This is a genomic window from Terrimonas ferruginea DSM 30193 (assembly GCF_000425585.1).
Lineage (GTDB): Bacteria > Bacteroidota > Bacteroidia > Chitinophagales > Chitinophagaceae > Terrimonas > Terrimonas ferruginea.
Window position 1 is genome coordinate 1 of the sequence record NZ_AUDS01000019.1, and the last position, 17767, is coordinate 17767.

Annotated in this window: 15 protein-coding genes and 1 pseudogene; 6 read left to right on the top strand and 10 right to left on the bottom strand. The window is 48.2% G+C overall.

Going from position 1 to position 17767, the window contains the following annotated elements; genetic code table 11:
* A pseudogene (locus H608_RS24930) lies at positions 1-130 on the top strand (transposase); the annotation flags it as partial.
* A 289-nt stretch (positions 131-419) separates the two neighbouring features.
* On the opposite strand, the gene H608_RS0107010 reads toward H608_RS24930, so the two are convergent.
* Positions 420-1310, bottom strand: a complete 891-nt coding sequence (locus H608_RS0107010) for a hypothetical protein (RefSeq protein WP_028787050.1) — start codon at positions 1308-1310, stop codon at positions 420-422.
* 117 nt (positions 1311-1427) lie between these two features.
* Positions 1428-2411: a hypothetical protein gene (locus H608_RS0107015; RefSeq protein WP_028787051.1), complete on the bottom strand. Its 984-nt coding sequence runs from the start codon at positions 2409-2411 to the stop codon at positions 1428-1430.
* A gap of 220 nt (positions 2412-2631) precedes the next feature.
* On the opposite strand from H608_RS0107015, the gene holA reads away from it, so the two are divergent.
* Both holA and H608_RS0107025 read left to right on the top strand, forming a co-directional pair.
* The gene (gene holA, locus H608_RS0107020) at positions 2632-3630 is read left to right on the top strand and encodes a DNA polymerase III subunit delta (protein WP_028787052.1); all 999 of its coding nucleotides are present in this window, start codon (positions 2632-2634) and stop codon (positions 3628-3630) included.
* A gap of 86 nt (positions 3631-3716) precedes the next feature.
* Positions 3717-4484, top strand: a complete 768-nt coding sequence (locus H608_RS0107025; RefSeq protein WP_028787053.1) for a hypothetical protein — start codon at positions 3717-3719, stop codon at positions 4482-4484.
* A gap of 175 nt (positions 4485-4659) precedes the next feature.
* Here the strand turns inward: H608_RS0107025 and H608_RS0107030 are convergent, their stop codons facing one another.
* Positions 4660-5595, bottom strand: a complete 936-nt coding sequence (locus H608_RS0107030) for a bifunctional riboflavin kinase/FAD synthetase (protein WP_028787054.1) — start codon at positions 5593-5595, stop codon at positions 4660-4662.
* Between the two features lie 89 nt (positions 5596-5684).
* On the opposite strand from H608_RS0107030, the gene H608_RS0107035 reads away from it, so the two are divergent.
* The gene (locus H608_RS0107035) at positions 5685-6866 is read left to right on the top strand and encodes an AIR synthase related protein (protein ID WP_028787055.1); all 1182 of its coding nucleotides are present in this window, start codon (positions 5685-5687) and stop codon (positions 6864-6866) included.
* Between the two features lie 51 nt (positions 6867-6917).
* Here H608_RS0107035 and H608_RS0107040 read toward each other — a convergent pair whose 3' ends face one another.
* The 4 genes from H608_RS0107040 to H608_RS0107055 form a co-directional block, all read right to left on the bottom strand.
* Positions 6918-7172 carry an acyl-CoA-binding protein gene (locus H608_RS0107040; protein WP_028787056.1) on the bottom strand — a complete coding sequence of 85 codons (255 nt, stop codon included), beginning with the start codon at positions 7170-7172 and terminating at the stop codon, positions 6918-6920.
* A 58-nt stretch (positions 7173-7230) separates the two neighbouring features.
* The gene (gene pafA, locus H608_RS0107045) at positions 7231-8868 is read right to left on the bottom strand and encodes an alkaline phosphatase PafA (RefSeq protein WP_028787057.1); all 1638 of its coding nucleotides are present in this window, start codon (positions 8866-8868) and stop codon (positions 7231-7233) included.
* Positions 8869-8939: 71 nt separating this feature from the next.
* Positions 8940-10142: an MFS transporter gene (locus H608_RS0107050; protein WP_028787058.1), complete on the bottom strand. Its 1203-nt coding sequence runs from the start codon at positions 10140-10142 to the stop codon at positions 8940-8942.
* A 16-nt stretch (positions 10143-10158) separates the two neighbouring features.
* Entirely contained in the window at positions 10159-11178 is a 1020-nt protein-coding gene (locus H608_RS0107055; protein WP_028787059.1) for a ferredoxin--NADP reductase, read from the bottom strand.
* Positions 11179-11454: 276 nt separating this feature from the next.
* On the opposite strand from H608_RS0107055, the gene H608_RS23490 reads away from it, so the two are divergent.
* On the top strand, positions 11455-12582 hold the full coding sequence (locus H608_RS23490) for an alpha/beta hydrolase (protein WP_051268111.1): 1128 nt from the start codon (positions 11455-11457) through the stop codon (positions 12580-12582).
* 120 nt (positions 12583-12702) lie between these two features.
* Here H608_RS23490 and H608_RS0107065 read toward each other — a convergent pair whose 3' ends face one another.
* A complete protein-coding gene (locus H608_RS0107065) occupies positions 12703-13611 on the bottom strand; it encodes a ribonuclease Z (RefSeq protein ID WP_028787060.1) in 909 nt (302 codons plus the stop codon).
* Between the two features lie 83 nt (positions 13612-13694).
* Positions 13695-14072 (bottom strand): STAS domain-containing protein, encoded by a 378-nt coding sequence (locus tag H608_RS0107070; protein ID WP_028787061.1) that lies wholly within the window; start codon positions 14070-14072, stop codon positions 13695-13697.
* Between the two features lie 95 nt (positions 14073-14167).
* Between H608_RS0107070 and H608_RS0107075 the strand changes: the two genes are divergently transcribed.
* Positions 14168-16717, top strand: coding sequence for an ATP-dependent Clp protease ATP-binding subunit (locus H608_RS0107075; protein ID WP_028787062.1), 2550 nt, complete (start codon positions 14168-14170; stop codon positions 16715-16717).
* Between the two features lie 214 nt (positions 16718-16931).
* Here H608_RS0107075 and H608_RS24240 read toward each other — a convergent pair whose 3' ends face one another.
* Positions 16932-17618 (bottom strand): hypothetical protein, encoded by a 687-nt coding sequence (locus H608_RS24240; RefSeq protein ID WP_211227042.1) that lies wholly within the window; start codon positions 17616-17618, stop codon positions 16932-16934.
* Positions 17619-17767 lie beyond the last annotated feature (149 nt).

A 17767-nucleotide genomic window follows, 5' to 3' on the forward strand; every position in this document is an offset into this window, starting at 1 on the left:
GCACTACTGTATAAATACCGGTGGAGAATCGAACTACTTTTTAAATGGATAAAACAACACTTAAAAATAAAAACCTTCTGGGGCCGGTCAATCAATGCAGTTAAGACGCAAATCTATATTGCTATAATAACCTACGTACTTGTCATTATCTTAAAAAGCAAACTAAAACTAACGCAGTCCATTTATGAAATCATTCAAATAATAGGTATGTCGCTTGTCGACAAAACGCCGATCAGAGACCTTTTTGACAACACCGAAAACCAAGATATCAAAGAACTAAACAATATTCAATTGAAAATCAACCTAATTTAACCGGACACTAGTGATAACTTATAACCTATAACGGCAGTTCCTTACACCCTACGCCTTATCCCCTAAACCTTACGCCCGATGCTTCGGGCTTTCACCTTAACGCCGCCTTACCGCAATAGAAGTTTACGCTCGCCGACTAAAAGGTTATTGTGCCATATCTGCATCTGGTAAGTACCGCTTACCGCTCCGTCATTGAGCGTGTAGCTGAATCCCATTTCTTTGCGTTCTCCTTTTTCATAAGTAACGATAAGGCGACGCGTAAATCCTTCGCCTGCGTCACCGGAAAGCACCTTGCCTTGAGGAGTAATCAATTTGATCAATACGGGCGTGCCTGCATAATTGCTCACCAGGTTTTGTAATACGAACGACACATTGATCGCGTCGGCTTTCTTTGCCTGCGTGGTAGTGTGCTCGCGCGTACCACGCACATCGATGGCGGTCATGTTGATCTCCGATGCCACGAATGTGGCGGCGGTATTGATCTGTAAAGCCATGCGATGATTCTCACTGTCAAGGCGGCGCATATTCTGCTCCATTGATTTTACTTCATTACCCAATTGATCGAGCAATCCCGAGAGCCGGTCTTTTTCTTCTTCCAGCGAACGGTTGCGGGAGCGGAGTTCCTCCACGCGGTCCTGCAGCTCGCGGATCTTTTTACGCGCCTGTTCCAGGTCTGCCGGGCTGGTTTTACCTTTTTTCAATAAGCCCCCGATCTCTGTTCTGAGTTGCTGGATCGCGTGCAGCTTTTGCTGAAGATCGCCTTGCAGCGAATCAGACTGCTGCCGCGATGAATCCAGTTGCTGATCGAGGTCGCGGATGGTAGAGGTGAACATGCGCGTAAGCGAATCGCGTATGCCGTCGGCAATGGCTCCAGAGTCTTTCACATACACTTCCGTTCTGCGTTTGCTGTATTCATTTTTATCATATAAATGATAGATCCAGGTGGCCACCAGGCCGGTTGCCATCAGCAGCAAAAGCAGTGGTTTAGCATCTTTCATATTAGTAAGCTAAGAAACAAATACCGGCTGATAAAGAAGTAGCCTTATAAGATATGCACAAAAAAGCCGTTCTGCTGGAGAGCGGAACGGCTGTGTTGCAGGAGTTTGCAACTGCTTTTAACCGAATAAACCACCTTTTTTGAGGGTTCTGATGCCTTCGCCGATCTTGAACCCGTTGTGATAAACTTCAATTTTATAGTCACCGCGCTGGAAGTCTTCCTGGCGGATAGGGAATGCTACAGGTTTGCGGGTGCCTTGCTCATATTCTACAGGTACTTTGGTAGTGAACTGACGTTCGCCGTCCATACGTGTAGTCATGCTGGCTGAGCCAAGCTCTCCGTTTGTTACTACTTTACCGTCGGGTGCTGTTACTACAACATAGAGGTCAGCAGCACCGGAAGTAGCGATACGGTTTTCTACTGTGAAAGACACATTGAGTTTGTCGACACGCTTTGCAGTAGAAGTTGTTTTTTCTTTACCGTTTCTTTTTTCTTTCACCGGAGTGATAGCGATGTTGGAGGCGCTGAACGTAGAACCTACGTCAACAGTGCTGGCCAGTACATCTTTCTCCGTTACAGTAGTCTGAAGGTTTTGCTCCAGTACTTGTTTTTCAGAACTCAACTGGCTATTGTTAGCTGTGAGTTCCTGGTTTTCACCAGTCAAACGTGTTACTTCCGCTTCGAGACGGCCGATCTGACCATTCAGTTCGTTGATCAGTGTACGTGCTTTTTTCAGTTCCGCATCAGTTGCATTTGATTTGGAAAGAATGCGGCTGATCTCTGCTTTTTTAGAATCGATCTCTTTTTGCAGAGCGGTCTTTTCACCTTGCAGACTGTTGTTAGCACCTGTGATAGAATCAAGGCGGCTTTCTGCTTCATTGTACATGAGCTTCAGAGAGTCGCGCTGAGTCATATAGTTAGCTGACAGAACTTCGCGGTCTTTGGTTTCCTGACCTGATTGGTTTTTATCATACAGGAAATAACCCCAGGTACCGAGAAGGCCTACGGCGAGAAGTCCGATAGCCAGGTTCTTTCCGCTATTGTTTTTCGGAGCAGCCGGTTCATTTTGCGGCGTTGCTGATGGATAATTCGTGTTTGCCATACAGATGGGTTTTAGAGATTGAATGTTGTATTTAATCCGGTTAAAAACCGGTGGTGTTTTCAGGTTAGCATCGGCCATCCTGCGAACGCTTGAATCCTTTGTTTTCGCGCGTTCTGGCGTGCTAATTCCGAAAACCGTGCCAGAAAATTATAAAACGTTGCGTAAGGACTATGCAAAATTTGGTTAAAATACCTGTTCAAAGCTTGTATCTTAGCGCCTTATGTCAGTGGAAAAGGTTATCTCGGAATGGAAAAAGCAGGTCTATAAGCCTGTGTACTGGCTTGAAGGCGAAGAGGAATACTTTATTGATAAGGTATTGCATTATGCTGAACATTCGATTCTCAGTGAAAGCGAAGCCTCTTTTAATCTCTCCGTTTTTTATGGCCGTGATGCCAACTGGGCCGATGTAATGAACGCCTGCCGGCGCTATCCCATGTTCTCCGAACGACAGGTCGTATTATTGAAGGAAGCGCAGTTTATGCGCGATATCGACAAGCTGGAGCCTTATGTAGAAAGCCCGCTGTCTTCCACCATACTTGTTATCGGATACAAGGATAAAAAAGTAGATGGCCGTACGCGCTTTGCCAAAGTGCTCAAGGAGAAAGGCGTAATGATCACTACGAAAAAAATGTACGACAACCAGCTGCCCGACTGGACGCAGGAGATGGTTGCATCCAAAGGGCTGACCATTACTCCCAAAGCCGTGGCCCTGCTGGTGGATCACATCGGCAACGATCTGAGCCGTATCGAAAAAGAGATCGACAAGATCACGGTGAACCTTGGTACGCGTACTTCCATCAATGAAGATGATATTGAAAATTTTGTTGGTGTCAGCAAAGAGTTCAACGTATTCGAATTGCAAAGTGCGCTGGGCGCTAAAGATCTTCCGAAAGCCATCCGCATCATTCAATATTTCGAAGCCAATCCCAAAGCAGCACCCATACAACTGATCCTTCCTTCACTGTATGGATTTTTCAGTAAAGTGTTCATGATCTTCGGCGCCGGCAACCAGGACGAAAAAGCCATAGCCTCAGCGATCGGCGTTCATCCGTTTTTCATGAAAGATTATATGCGCGCCGCAAAAGTTTATGATTATGCCGGCGTGGAGAAAGTGCTGTTATTGCTGCATCAATACAACCTGAAAAGTATCGGTATCGGCAATGCCGGTGCAGGTGATGGTGCATTGATGAAAGAAATGGTAATGAAAATGATGCTGTAACATTGCTGGTCGTCGGACGTTAAACAATTCAAATCTTAATATGACGGGAATGGCCGTTATTTGTAATGCTAAAAAAGAAACCACACATGAAAAGTAAATTATTCGTACTCCTGGTTGCCGTGGCAACCTTTTTCACCAGTTGCCTGGAAGTTGTGCAGGAAGTCAACATCAAACCCGATGGCAGTGGTGATGTAAGCACTTATTCCAACCTCGGACCCATGTTGGAAATGGTCAAAGCGATGGGCCAGATGCCCCCTGATCTCAAAGACAAAATGGGTGGCAAAGCCATTGATACCATTATTCAATTGAAATCTCTTACCGACAGCCTGAAAGATCTCTCCGATGCCGATCGCAAGCTTTTGGCAAACGGTACTTTTAACCTGAAGCTCAACCTTGATACGGATGAATTCAGCACACGCAACAACATTCCTTTTAAATCGCTTACGGATATCAACAGGCTGGAACAACTCTCTGCAACCATGATGGACAAAGGGTTGACCAGCGCGCTCGACAAGGGCAAGAAAGAAGGCGAGGGTGAAGAGGATGATATGCCCAGCGTTAACCTGACAGCTTATTATACTACTACGTATGGTAAAAATCTGATCGAGCGTAAACTCGACAAAACAAAGTATGCCGGGGTTGATAACGACGAAGGATTGAAAGCGGTTAAGGAAATGAGTTCGCTCGGTGTTAATCCTACCACGTCACTCGTGATCAACCTGCCCCGCGCGGCTAAAAAAGTGGAAGGCAAGAACGCGACATTGTCAGAAGATAAAAAGAAAGTAACCATCAAAGGTGATGTTGAAAGTTTTCTTAACGACGGATCGGCGATGGAGTTCAGGATTGAATACTGAGAGTGAATAGGTCAATCGTCAATCGTGAATCGTCAATAAACAGCCGTGGTGCAATCCCTGAAGTTCTCGAAGGGTACGTGCCACGGCTGTTTATATATATGAAGATTTGATGGCACGTTTAAACTTATTACTTACTACTTATTACTTATTACCATAAGCCTTACACCTTACGCCTTCACAAAATCTCCAGACTAACCGCCTTATCCTGGTCTATCTGTTTTACCAGCTCTTCCAGGTTGGCGAAGCGGACTTCCTCGCGTAAATATTGCTTTACATAAACCCGCAGGCTGCGGTCATAAATATCTTCGGCAAAGTCGAAGAGGTTGACCTCCACTACACGTTTTTTACCGTCAACGGTGGGGCGGAAGCCAATGCTCATCATGCCCTTGAAGCGGCGGCGCGGCTCTTCGTCGTCGAGTTCGGCATAAACGGCATAAATGCCATTACCGGGAAGAATTTTTTCTTCATTCTCCACGCGCAGGTTGGCGGTCGGATAGCCGAGTTCGCGGCCCAATTTGTCGCCATGTACCACACGTCCGGAGAAAAAGAAATCGTAGCCCAGCAATTTATTGGCGGTTTCCGTATCATTATGAAGAATGGCTTCACGGATATTGGTGGAGCTGATAGAAATATGATCGAGAATATGTTTGGGAATTTCTTTTAACTGGTAACCGTAGTCGGGTGCATAGCGCTCGAGCAGGCGATAGTCGCCGCGGCGGTCGCGGCCGAAACGGTGATCGTAACCGATGATGATCGTATGTGGTGAAAATTTTTCAACCAGGAACTGCTGGATGTATATTTCTGCTTCCTGGTTGGCAAAAGCTTCGGTAAACGGCACGATCACGAGGTGATCGATACCCAGTCCTTCCAGCAATTCTATCTTTTCTTCCAGCGTGTTGATCAGCCGGATGCCGAGAATAGCCGAAGAAACTACTTTCCGCGGATGCGGATGAAACGTGACGATGACGGTTTCGCCGCTGATCTCAGCGGCTTCTTCCAGGAGGCGGTCAATAACCTGACGGTGACCCTGGTGTACGCCATCGAATGTGCCTATCGTGATCACCGCCTTACGGAAGGGCGGAAGCTGATCAATATTCCTGTGTACCTGCATAGCTGCCCACAAAGATAACTATTCATCTCTGCCCAAGTTCCATTTCACCATCTACCCCTGATTAATTAGTTTTGCGCTCAAATTTACCCATGAGTCTGTATTCCAAACGAGGCGTTTCTGCCCAGAAAGAAGAGGTCCATGCCGCTACCCGTCACCTGGACCAGGGGCTTTACCCTAATGCATTCTGTAAGATATACGCCGACGTACTATGCGGACAGGACGACTGGGTGAACGTCATGCATGCGGATGGCGCCGGTACCAAAAGTATTCTCGCTTACCTGTACTGGAAAGAAACAGGCGATGCAGCTGTCTGGAAAGGTATTGCGCAGGACGCCATCGTCATGAACCTCGACGACCTGCTGTGTGTGGGTATTCATGATCAGTTGCTTTTTTCTTCCACGATCGATCGCAACAAACGCCTGATTCCCGCTGAAGTGCTGGAAGCAGTTATCAATGGTACACAGGAATTCTTCGATACCATGCGCAGCTTTGGCGTCAACATCAGCTTTATGGGCGGAGAAACGGCCGATGTGGGAGATGTGGTGCGCACGATGGCCGTCAACGGCACCATGGCCGCCCGCTGGCCTAAATCGCGCCTCATAACCAACGACGGCATCCGCGCCGGCGACGTGATCGTAGGACTGGCTTCTTTCGGTCAGGCGAAGTATGAAAACAGCTACAACAGCGGACTCGCCAGCAACGGTCTTACCAGTGCGCGCCACGATGTACTGAATAAAAGTTATGGTCAGCGTTTCCCCGAATCCTTTGACAACGGTCTGGATGATTCAGTGGTGTATATCGGCCCGCATAGTTTTACCGAAGAAGTGAAAGTGAACGATCAACATTTAACGATCGGACAATTGTTGCTTTCTCCTACCAGAACCTTTGCACCGGTATTGAAAAAAATACTCGAAGAAAATTTTGAAGCGGTTCACGGCCTGATTCATTGCAGTGGCGGCGGCCAGACCAAATGTCTGAAGTACCTGCCCGCTCCGTTGAAAATAATAAAAGATGCTCTGCACACGCCACCGGTGATCTTTGATCTTATCCGCAATGCAAGCGGAGCCGACGACCGGGAGATGTACCAGGTATTCAACATGGGCACCCGTCTCGAGATATATACGCCGGAAAAAGAAGCACAGGGGTTGATCGGTATCGCAGCGTCATTTGGTGTGGACGCGAAAGTGATCGGAAGAGTGGAAGCATCATCGCAGAAAGAACTCGAACTACATTTGCCGGATAAGCCGGTTTTACATTATAGTCATTCATGAAAGAAGCCCCGCAATAATGTGGGGCTTCTTTTAAATACAATTTCACAAGATTTAATCTTTCAGCTTCTCAACAAGGTCGGCATACTCTTTCATGGCTTCATCCTGGGATTTGCCTTTGAGGGAGGACCATGCTTCGTATTTGGCTTTGTTGACAAAGTCAAATGCACCTGGCGGATCGGTGTTTACATCGCCTTCAGTGGCCTGCTTATACAAGCCGTAAAGACGGAGCAGCATTTCATTGCTCGGACGGGAAGTCAGTTGTTTGCTTTCCGTCACCGCCTTTTCAAATAACACTTTAAGATCCATAGTCAAACAGTTAGATAAAGAGGAAATTCTCTGCCGGCAAAAATAAGGGGATTCCGCCTTACTTGGTAATTTCCTCTATTACCTCGCCCACACAGCCGTTAGGCATTTGGATATGCAATAAGGCGGATACCGTAGCGGCAATATCGGTCATATGCGTTTCGCGGTTGGTTTTGCCTTGTTTGATCTTCCAGCCATACCAGAGCAGGGGAATATGCGAGTCGTAGGGGTTCCAGGCGCCGTGTGTGGTGCCGGTGGGTCCGCCATCGAACCATTGCGGCATGAATATGAACTGGATATCTCCGCTCAGCTTGTGATTGTAACCATTGGATACCATTTCCTTGATGCGGGCCGGCAACGGCGTGCCGGGCAGTTCGTGCAGATCAAAAGCGCTCATGATCGCAGGATGCGTACGCAGCTCGTTAACCGCCCATTTTTTGAAAACAGTCTCGTCTACATTGGCTGCAGCCAGCGCCGGAAAGTCAACGAATAACTGATAGTTGATCACTTTCTCAATCGCCGATTTTACACCAAATTTCTTTTCAGCATTCGTGTTGATCCATTTGCGCACGTCTTCGTCATCGAACGTACCGCCGGGCAGTTTATTTTCTTTCATGAAACCCGGTACATGTGCCACCGCATGGTCGGCGGTAAGGAACAACAAATACTGACCCGTACCGATTTTGGTGTCGAGGTATTTGAGGAAGGCGGCCAGTTCCCTGTCATAACGCAGATAGCAATCTTCCACTTCAATGGAATTAGGACCGAATGCATGCCCGATATAGTCGGTCGAAGAAAAACTTACCGCCAGGAAATCCGTTGCACCGCGCTGGCCCAGTTGCTCGCCTTCGATAGCGGCACGGGCCATATCGAAGGTGAGGGTGTTGCCACCCGGAGTAGTGCGGAAAGCTTCATATTTATCTTTCTCGGCAATCTGTGAAGTGGTATGCGGGAAGCTGTTGTCTTCCCCGCGGATCTTGCCTTCATAGGCTTTTACATCGCCGGTGCTTTGCGTATAGGTTTCGATCGGATAAAGTGTATTCCAATCTTTCGCCATGTATTGATCTGCTAATTTTTTTGCGTTGAGTTGCTGCACCCATGCCGGCAATTCCGTCATGTAATAAGTGCTGCTGATCCAGCCGCCGGTGGCGTTGTCGAACCAATAGGCCGCATTCGCGGAATGGCCCGCGGGCAGGATAGCGCCTCTGTCTTTCAGCGCCACGCCGATCGTTTTGCTTTTGAAGTTGGTTGCAAGCCGCAATTCGTCGGTCATTGTTGTAGTCCACATATTGCGTGGCGACATTTTACCTGCAGAAGAGGTGCTGCCAACCGCGGCAACGGTGCTGTCGTCGGTACAATACCAGTTGCGCTTGATATCGCGGCGGTACCAGTTATTACCGATGATGCCGGTGATGGCCGGAACGGAACCTGTGTATACGCTGGTATGTCCCACGGCTGTATAAGTAGGTGTATAAGGGATAAACGTGTTTTCGCAACTGAAGCCCTGGTTCAGCAAACGCCTGAATCCATCGGGACCAAAGCGGTCCTGGAAACGGTACAGGTAATCCCAGCGCATCTGGTCGATCATAATACCAACAACCAGTTTCGGACGGTTGACGCCGTTGTTGGCCGTTGTTTTCTGACCATTCGCAACGGAGAAAAGGAGAAGGGAGCCGATTAAAAAAGCAGGTAATCTCATGCCTGAAAAATTTTAGGTTCAAATGTAAGGCTTTGAGCACAAAGGCCGTCCGCTTAACGAAACAGTAACACCTATCGTTTGAAAGACAGTAATCGGTAAAACAGGTAACCCGTGAGTACACATACACCACCCAAGATCCACCACAGCAATGGGAACCCCTGTTTGTCGGCCAGTTCCGCACCTGCTGCCGGCCCGATGGTTTGTGCCAGCGACCAGGCCATGGTATACAAAGCGGCGTACTGCCCGCGGTTGGTACGGTTGGCACGCCGCGTCCAGTAACTGTTCATAAACGGCATCGACAATATTTCACCGAAGGTGAGCGCTAAAATAAGTCCGAACGCACCCGATCTGGCGAGTCCCGGCACATTCAGGAGGATGAACCCAAGCCCGATCAGCAGGCAGCCGATGGCAATATAAATAGCATCGCGGCCCTTGTTCTCCAGTTTATACACCATGACCATTTCAACCAAAGCGATGATGATGCCACTGATAGCCATCAGGAAACCGATAAAAGGTTCGCCAAAATGCAGGTCCTCTTTCATGCAGATCGGCATGTTGGTGAACATCTGGAAAAAGCAACTTGCAAACAACACCGTCAGCAGAATGAAAAAGATAAATTGTTTGTCCTGGTAAGCCGATCGTGTGACCGTTGGCAATTCTTGCGCGGGATGTATTTCCTTTTCTGTTTTCGGTTTGGGTTTGAGGAAAAAATAAAGCACGAGTGCCGCGGAAATATTCGTAAAACCATCCACCCAGAATAACAATTGATAATCGATTTTGGCGAGTATGCCGCCTAATGCGCTGCCTGCGGCCCAGCCGAGGTTAATGGCCAGTCGGTTGAGCGAATAAGACCTGGTGCGGTTATGTTCTTCGCTGAACTGCGCGATAGCCGCAGCATTGGCCGGCCGGAAAGCTTCGTTCACAAAACTCAGCGCAAACGTAACGATGGCGATCCACTTATAAGAATGTACCTGTCCGAGCACCATGAATAAAATACCGCCGCCCAGCAACGCCATCAGTTGTACGGGATAAGAGCCGAGTTTGTCGGTTAATTTTCCTCCGACAAAAGCGCCGAAGAAAGAGCCTGCCCCGAACACCCCGAAAATGAGGCCGGCATCCGCTACCGAATAACCGAGTGAACGCATGTAAAGCGTCATAAAGGGCACGACCATGGTACCGCTCCGGTTGATCAGCATGATCAGGGAGAGCAGCCAGGTGGAGCGGGAGAGCCCCGTATAAGCGTTGCGATAGGTTCGCAGAGAAGATGAAAACATAGAAAGCTGTGCAAAATTACAGTTCGATCCGCACATCCCCATAAACAGGATATGCCTGGCAGGTCAGCAACAGGCCTTTGCGTACTTCTTCCTCCATCAGTACTTCGTTGCGCGCCATCCATACCTGGCCCTGCACACAGCGTGCGAGGCAACTGCCGCAGCGGCCGGTCTCACAACTATAAGGCAGGTTGATGTGTTGTTTTTTGGCGGCGGAAAGAATGGTATCGGGGTATTTTACTTTCAACTGAAAAATGGCATCGCGTCCTTCGAGTGTTACCAGGTGTTCGTCTTTGTCCGGCGGCACGGGAACAAAAGCGGGTTTGCGCGAGTCAAAACTTTCCCGCCTGATATGATCTTTGGGTACACCCGCACCCACGAGTACGATTGAAGTGAACAGCATATAGGTCTCGGGACCACAGGTATAAAAAAGGGTTTGTGTGAGGGGAATACGGAAACGTTCCAGCAATGAAAGCAGTAGCCATTTGCTTAACCGGCTGTGCCGGAAATCGCCGTAATCGCTGAATAAAAAATCAATGTGCAATCTTTCGGGGTGCTGTTGCTGCAAGGCCATTAAATCAGCATAAAAAATAGTATCGCTTTGCGAGCGGTTGCTATAAATCAACGTGATGGATTGATCGGTGGTAAGCAGCGCTTTTTTCACCAAAGAAAAAATGGGCGTGATGCCACTGCCGGCGGCAAGGAAAAATAAAGGTGGGAGAATAGTTTCTTCCGGCAGCACAAAACGTCCGCTGATACCGGCTGTGCGCAGGGTCATGCCGGGATAAGCGTGCTGCAGTAGCCAGCGTGAATAGCTGCCATTGTCAACGCGTTTGACGGTGATCCGCATCGGTTCGCCCGCTTCGGGTGAAGAGGAAAAGGAATAGGAGCGGCGCACTTCTTCTCCGTGATGTGTGAAGAGGAAGGTGATGAACTGCCCGGACTGGTAAGTGGGTTGCCAGGGCGCCACAGGTGACAGCTCGAAGGTTTTGCTGTCGGCCGTTTCGTCTTTTATCTCTTTTATGATAACCTCGTGCATGGTTCAAAAGTAAAAATTCAATCCCGAAATATCGGGAGTGAATGGTGAATAGTGAATGAGGTATAGCGCTTCCGGAGGCTCCCGAAGGGGCGTCAATCGTCATCCCGAAGTATCGGGAGTGAATAAGTCAATAAGTGAATAAGGGAATCTGCCATGGTTCGTGTATACACGAACCATGGGGTGTTTTTTGTAGGTGAATAAGTCCATGAGTGAATCGTTCCGCGCCCAAAACTTCCTACTTACTACTTAATACTTAAAACTTATTTACCTTGTGGCATGCCTTCGTTCGTAAACTTAAAATTTATTACCTGCAGCTTATTATTGCCACTTGCCGCGGCGGGGCAATACAATGTATCCGTTGCCGTAACGCAACTGCCGCCTTATCATCCGCAGCAGGCAGATCTGTTCCTGGCCGGTTCATTCAATGGCTGGAACCCCGCGGATACGGCTTATCGCTTTCAGCACGAAGGCAACACTTACCGGTTAAACATTTCCCTGCCACCAGGCGAATATGTCTGCAAGATCACCAGAGGGAGCTGGGAAAAGACAGAATGTAAAACCGATGGCAGCGATATTCCCAACCGCGTGTTCCGCATTGGCAGGGATACGGCTATCAACTGGCGGGTAGACTGCTGGACCGATCGTTTTCCGCGACCCGCGCGGTTATCCACGGCCAGCCCGCAGGTGCAAGTGCTGGATACAGCTTTCCTCATACCACAACTCAACCGTACGCGGCGGATATGGATTTATTTACCGAAAGACTATGCATCCGGCCAAAGACGGTATCCGGTGGTTTACATGCAGGATGGTCAAAACGTTTTTGATGATGCCACATCTTTTTCCGGCGAATGGGGAGTGGATGAATACCTCGACAGCACCGGCACTCCGTGTATTGTGGTTGCCATCGATCATGGTGCGCAACAACGCCTGAAGGAATACAATCCCTACAACCTCGACAGTATCGCCGGCGAAGGGAAAAAATATGCAGCCTTCCTTGCCAAAACCCTGGTGCCCTATATCGATAAAAAATTCTGCACGCGGCCCCATGCAAGGGACCGTATACTGGCAGGCAGTTCAATGGGCGGACTCATTTCTTTTTATACCGCATTGATGTACCCGGAAATATTCGGTGGCGCGGCTGTGTTATCTCCCGCATTCTGGACCGCCAGACCGCTCGCAGAAACGGTGAAAGAAAAAGCGAAAAGCTTCCAAGGAAAAATGTTTGCTTATGCGGGAGAGAAAGAAAGCGCTAAGATGGTTTCAGATATGCAGTCGATATTCGGTTTGATGCAACAGAATAGTAAAGGGAAATACCAGATTGATATAAATCCGGAAGGGCGTCACACCGAAAGCGAATGGCGCAAGGTTTTTCCCAAAGCATTGGAATGGTTGCTGGGGAGGTGAATGGTGAATAGTGAATCGTCAATGGTGAATAGTCAATCGTGAATCGTCAATCGTGAATCGTGAATCGTGAATTAACAATTATTACTTATTACTTACCACTTATAACTTACTACTCACAACCTACACGCCTGCCAGATAGGTGACGCCTTCGAGTGCGAGATCTGTATGGGCAAATACTTCACGTGCTTCGGTCTCAAATTCTTCCAGCGTATCGTACTTGCTGCTGAAGTGTCCGATGAGCAATCTTCCTACACCTGCTTTCTGCGCGATCTCTGCAGCCTGACGCGTAGTGGAATGAAAACGTAACTCCGCGCGGTCGCGCAAATGATCGAGGTAGGTTGTTTCGTGGTAGATCATGTCCATTCCTGTAACATGTGGCAGCAGCCGTTCGTCATACTTTGTATCAGCGCAGAACGCATAGGAATAGCTGCGGGGGCCGGGTGCCGTCACGGTTTCATTTTTGATCACGGTGCCGTCTTCGGCAATATAATCTTCACCGCTTTTGAGCCAACTGTAGAAGGCAACGGGTATGCCGAGTTCTGCTGCTTTATCTGCCAGCAGGCGCCGGGGTTTTTTCTTTTCGGTAAAAGAAAAACCAAAACACTCGATGCGGTGGTTGGTGCGGAAACAACGGATGATGCATTTATCATCTTCCACCAGTATGCCTTCATTACGGATGGTATGAAAATGGAGGTCGAAGCAAAGTGTGGTGTCGGCAACTTTCAGTTGCAGTTCGATCAGTTGTTGCAACGGTGCAGGGCCATAAATATGGAGATCCTGTTTGCGTCCGAGCAGGCTGAATGAATTAATGAGACCAATAAGACCGAAGTAATGATCGCCGTGCAGGTGGGAAATGAAGATGCGGGAAATCTTGCTGCGGCGGATTTTGTAATTGATGAGCTGTATCTGGGTGCCCTCACCGCAATCGACCATGAAGCTATCTCCATCCATCGTAACGATCTGGCTGGTCGGATGACGGTCGAATGCCGGTACGGCCGAATTATTTCCGAGTATTGTAACAGCGAGCATGCAATAAAAATAAACGATTAGACGTCTTAATGGATGAAAGACTGCATTTTAGGACAAAGCGCTGCACAGAGGTGCCGGGACTGTCAGACTTCGCCGTCGAGGAGTTCGCGTTCGATTTCTTCCATTTGCACAATGTCCCAAGCTTCGCTTTCGGTTGGTGTAACATTCATAATCTCCAAAAGTTCACTTTTGTCCAAAAAATCTTCAACGGCTGGTTGAAGGCCGCAGATAACAAATGAAGCACCGTTTTCGTAAAACTGTTGCTGGATCAAAACGAGCTTTTCGGCCGCTTCAACTTCGATGCTGCCAACTTCCGATAAGACCAGAATCACATTTTTAACGACATTTTGCAGGTAGGGAAGCAAGCTTTTTTCCAATTCTACTGTCATACTAGCAGAAAGTATGGCATCTGATACCGTGATGACATGAAATTTTTCTTTGGTATCTATTTTGACCTGCATAATTACAACCAAGTTTATGAACAATACGTTTATAAATAGAGGCAAACAAGAACCAAATATATTCGTTAATATTGTATCAAACCCAATTATCTAATATGGATAATAACTTTTCAGCCCAGGTAAAAGAGATCATTTCATTTAGCAGGGAAGAGGCGTTGAGACTGGGAAATGACTTTATCGGCACAGAGCATCTGCTGCTCGGATTAATCCGGGAAGGAGATAATACGGCTGTCCGGATCCTGAAGAGCTTCAACGTCGATCTGTATGAGCTCCGAAAGGAAATCGAACTGGCCGTTAAGGATAAGACAGGGAAAAACATCGCAAACATCAACAGTCTGCCACTGACGCGACAGGCTGAAAAAGTGATCCGTGTGACGGTGCTCGAAGCGAAAGCGCTGAAAAGTACCACCGTGGAGACCGAACACCTGATGCTGTCCATCCTCAAGAACAAAGAAAATATTGCTACACAAATCCTAAATCAGTTTGACGTGGACTACGACCTGTTTCGCCAGGAGCTTGGTATTGTAAAATCCAGCGACCCGCGCGCAGAATACACCGACGAAAACGACGACGACTTCGACGAAGAGAAAAAATACTCCCAGCAGAAAGGAAGCTCCAAACAGGCCGGCAATGCAAAGAGCAAAACCCCTGTGCTGGACAACTTCGGTCGTGATATCACCAAACTGGCCGAAATGGGTACGCTCGACCCCATTGTGGGGCGTGAAGCAGAAATCGAACGCGTGTCGCAAATTCTTTCGCGCCGCAAGAAAAATAACCCGATCCTGATCGGCGAACCCGGTGTGGGTAAGACCGCCATCGTGGAAGGCCTGGCACTTCGCATTGTACAACGCAAAGTATCCCGCGTATTGTTTGATAAACGTGTGATCTCTCTCGACCTTGCCGCCCTCGTGGCCGGTACCAAATACCGCGGTCAGTTTGAAGAACGCATGAAAGCCATCATGAATGAGCTGGAGAAAAACCGCGACGTGATCCTGTTCATCGACGAGTTGCACACGATCGTGGGCGCCGGCGGAGCAAGCGGATCACTGGATGCCTCCAACATCTTCAAACCGGCACTGGCACGCGGCGAACTGCAATGCATCGGCGCATCCACACTGGATGAGTACCGTATGTATATTGAAAAAGATGGTGCACTTGACCGTCGTTTCCAGAAAGTAATCATCGATCCGCCAAGTGTTGAAGACACGATTCAGATCCTGAATAATATCAAGTCTAAATACGAAGACTACCACAACGTGAGTTACAACGATGAGGCGATCGACGCCTGCGTTAAACTCAGCGACCGCTACATCACCGACCGGCTGTTGCCCGATAAAGCTATCGACGTAATGGACGAAGTAGGTGCGCGCGTTCACCTGAAAAACATCAACGTTCCGCAAAACATCGTTGATCTTGAGAAGAAGATCGAAGATGTGAAGAACGAAAAAAATAAAGTAGTAAAAAGTCAGAAGTTCGAAGAAGCTGCTTCACTGCGCGATACCGAGAAACGTCTGGCAGAAGATCTCGAGAAAGCAAAAGCTGATTGGGAAGAGGAGAGCAAACACAAACGCTATCCGATCGACGAAGAAGCGATTGCCGAGGTAATCAGCATGATGACCGGCATCCCGGTAAAACGAATGGTGCAGGCAGAGACAGAGAAGCTGCGTAAAATGTCGGAAGACATGCGCGGTATGGTGATCGGTCAGGATGAAGCCATTTCCAAAGTGGTGAAAGCTATCCAGCGTAACCGTGTAGGTCTGAAAGATCCGAAGAAGCCAATCGGCACTTTCATCTTCCTCGGCCCCACAGGTGTTGGTAAAACGGAGCTGGCACGTGCACTGGCGCGTTACATGTTCGATTCAGAAGACTCACTGATCCGCATCGACATGAGTGAATACATGGAAAAATTCACGGTGAGCCGGCTGATCGGTGCGCCTCCGGGTTATGTAGGTTACGAAGAAGGTGGACAACTCACCGAGCGCGTACGCCGCAAACCGTACAGCGTGATCCTGCTCGACGAGATCGAAAAAGCCCACCCGGATATTTATAACATCCTGCTGCAGGTACTTGATGATGGCCAGTTGACCGACGGCTTGGGCAGAAAAGTGGACTTCAAGAACACGCTGATCATCATGACCTCCAATATCGGGGTGCGTCAGTTGAAAGATTTCGGTTCAGGTGTTGGCTTTACCACGGCCTCCAAAATGGAGCATGAAGACGAAGCCAATAAAGCGGTGATCGAGAAAGCGCTGAAGCGTACCTTCTCTCCCGAGTTCCTCAACCGTATCGATGACGTGATTATTTTCAACAGCCTGTCTAAAGAAAATATCTTCAGCATCATCAACATCCTGATGAAGGGAGTACTGAAGCGGCTGAATGCGCTGGGTTACGATCTGGCACTGACGGAAGACGCGAAAGCATTCCTGGCAGAAAAAGGATACGATGTGCAATTCGGTGCACGTCCGCTGCACAGGGCGATCCAGAAATACCTGGAAGACCCGCTGGCTGAAGAGATCCTCAACATGAATGTGAAAGCAGGCGATGTGCTGGAAGCCGATCTGGATAAAGAGAACAATAAGTTGCGCTTTACCTTCCGTGATCCGGTGGAGGAATCACCTTCAGGATCTACCAAGTCGAAAGCGTAAGCTGTAAACATATAAGGTTTAGTAAGCCCCGGGGACCACAGTGTGGTCCCCTTTTTTAATTTGATGATTTGAAAATTTGAAAGTTTGAAAATAGAACAGCCTTGTAAGGTGTAACCTAAATAAGCAATTACCAAATCTTCAAATTTTCAAATCATCAAATTAAAAAGCCCGGATCTCTCCGGGCCTGTACTTACTAAACAAGGTTGCTGGTTAATTAAACGAAAGGCTTTTCGTCCTCTTCGTTTTCATCTGCTTCGGTAACGGTTTCGTCAACCTCGGGCAGATCGTCCACCACATTATCGGTTTCCTCAATGGCGGGCTCATCAACGATATCCTTTTGTTCCACTACCGGTTCATCGGGTGGAAATTCGATCACTGCGGGAGTAGCAGCCGGTGCAGGTTTCGGCTTCGGAGCCGGTTTGCGTGCAGGTGTTGCTTTTTTAACGGCTTTCTTTGGTGCGGGTGCCGGAGCTGCTTTCTTAGGAGCAGGTTTCGGCGCTGCCTTCTTCACAGCCTTTTTGGGAGCCGGAGCCGCTTTTTTCACGGCCTTTTTAGGAGCTGCCTTCTTAGCTGCTTTTTTGGGAGCGGCCTTTTTTGCTGCCTTTTTCACCGCTTTCTTCGGAGCGGCTTTTTTAGCTGCTTTCTTTTTGGGAGCCGCTTTCTTAGCTGCTTTTTTAGGAGCGGCTTTCTTTTTTGGAGCAGCCTTCTTCTTCGGCGCTGCTTTCTTTTTAACCTGCTTTTTGGCGGCTTTTTTAGGAGCTGCCTTCTTAACGGCCTTTTTGGCTGCTTTCTTTTTGGGAGCCGCTTTCTTAGCTGCTTTTTTAGGAGCGGCTTTCTTCGCTGCTTTTTTCACCGCTTTCTTTTTTGCGGGAGATGCTTTGGCTTTCTTTTTTACTGCCATGACCGGTAAGATTTTAAGTGGGGTTAAATTGAATGATTAGAACCGGTGATGAAATTACAACGAATAAAAAGTAATTTCAAAATTTCCATAGCCATTTTATAAATATTTACTGATGTTCACCTCCCTCTTCTCCTGTATTTTGCTGCCGG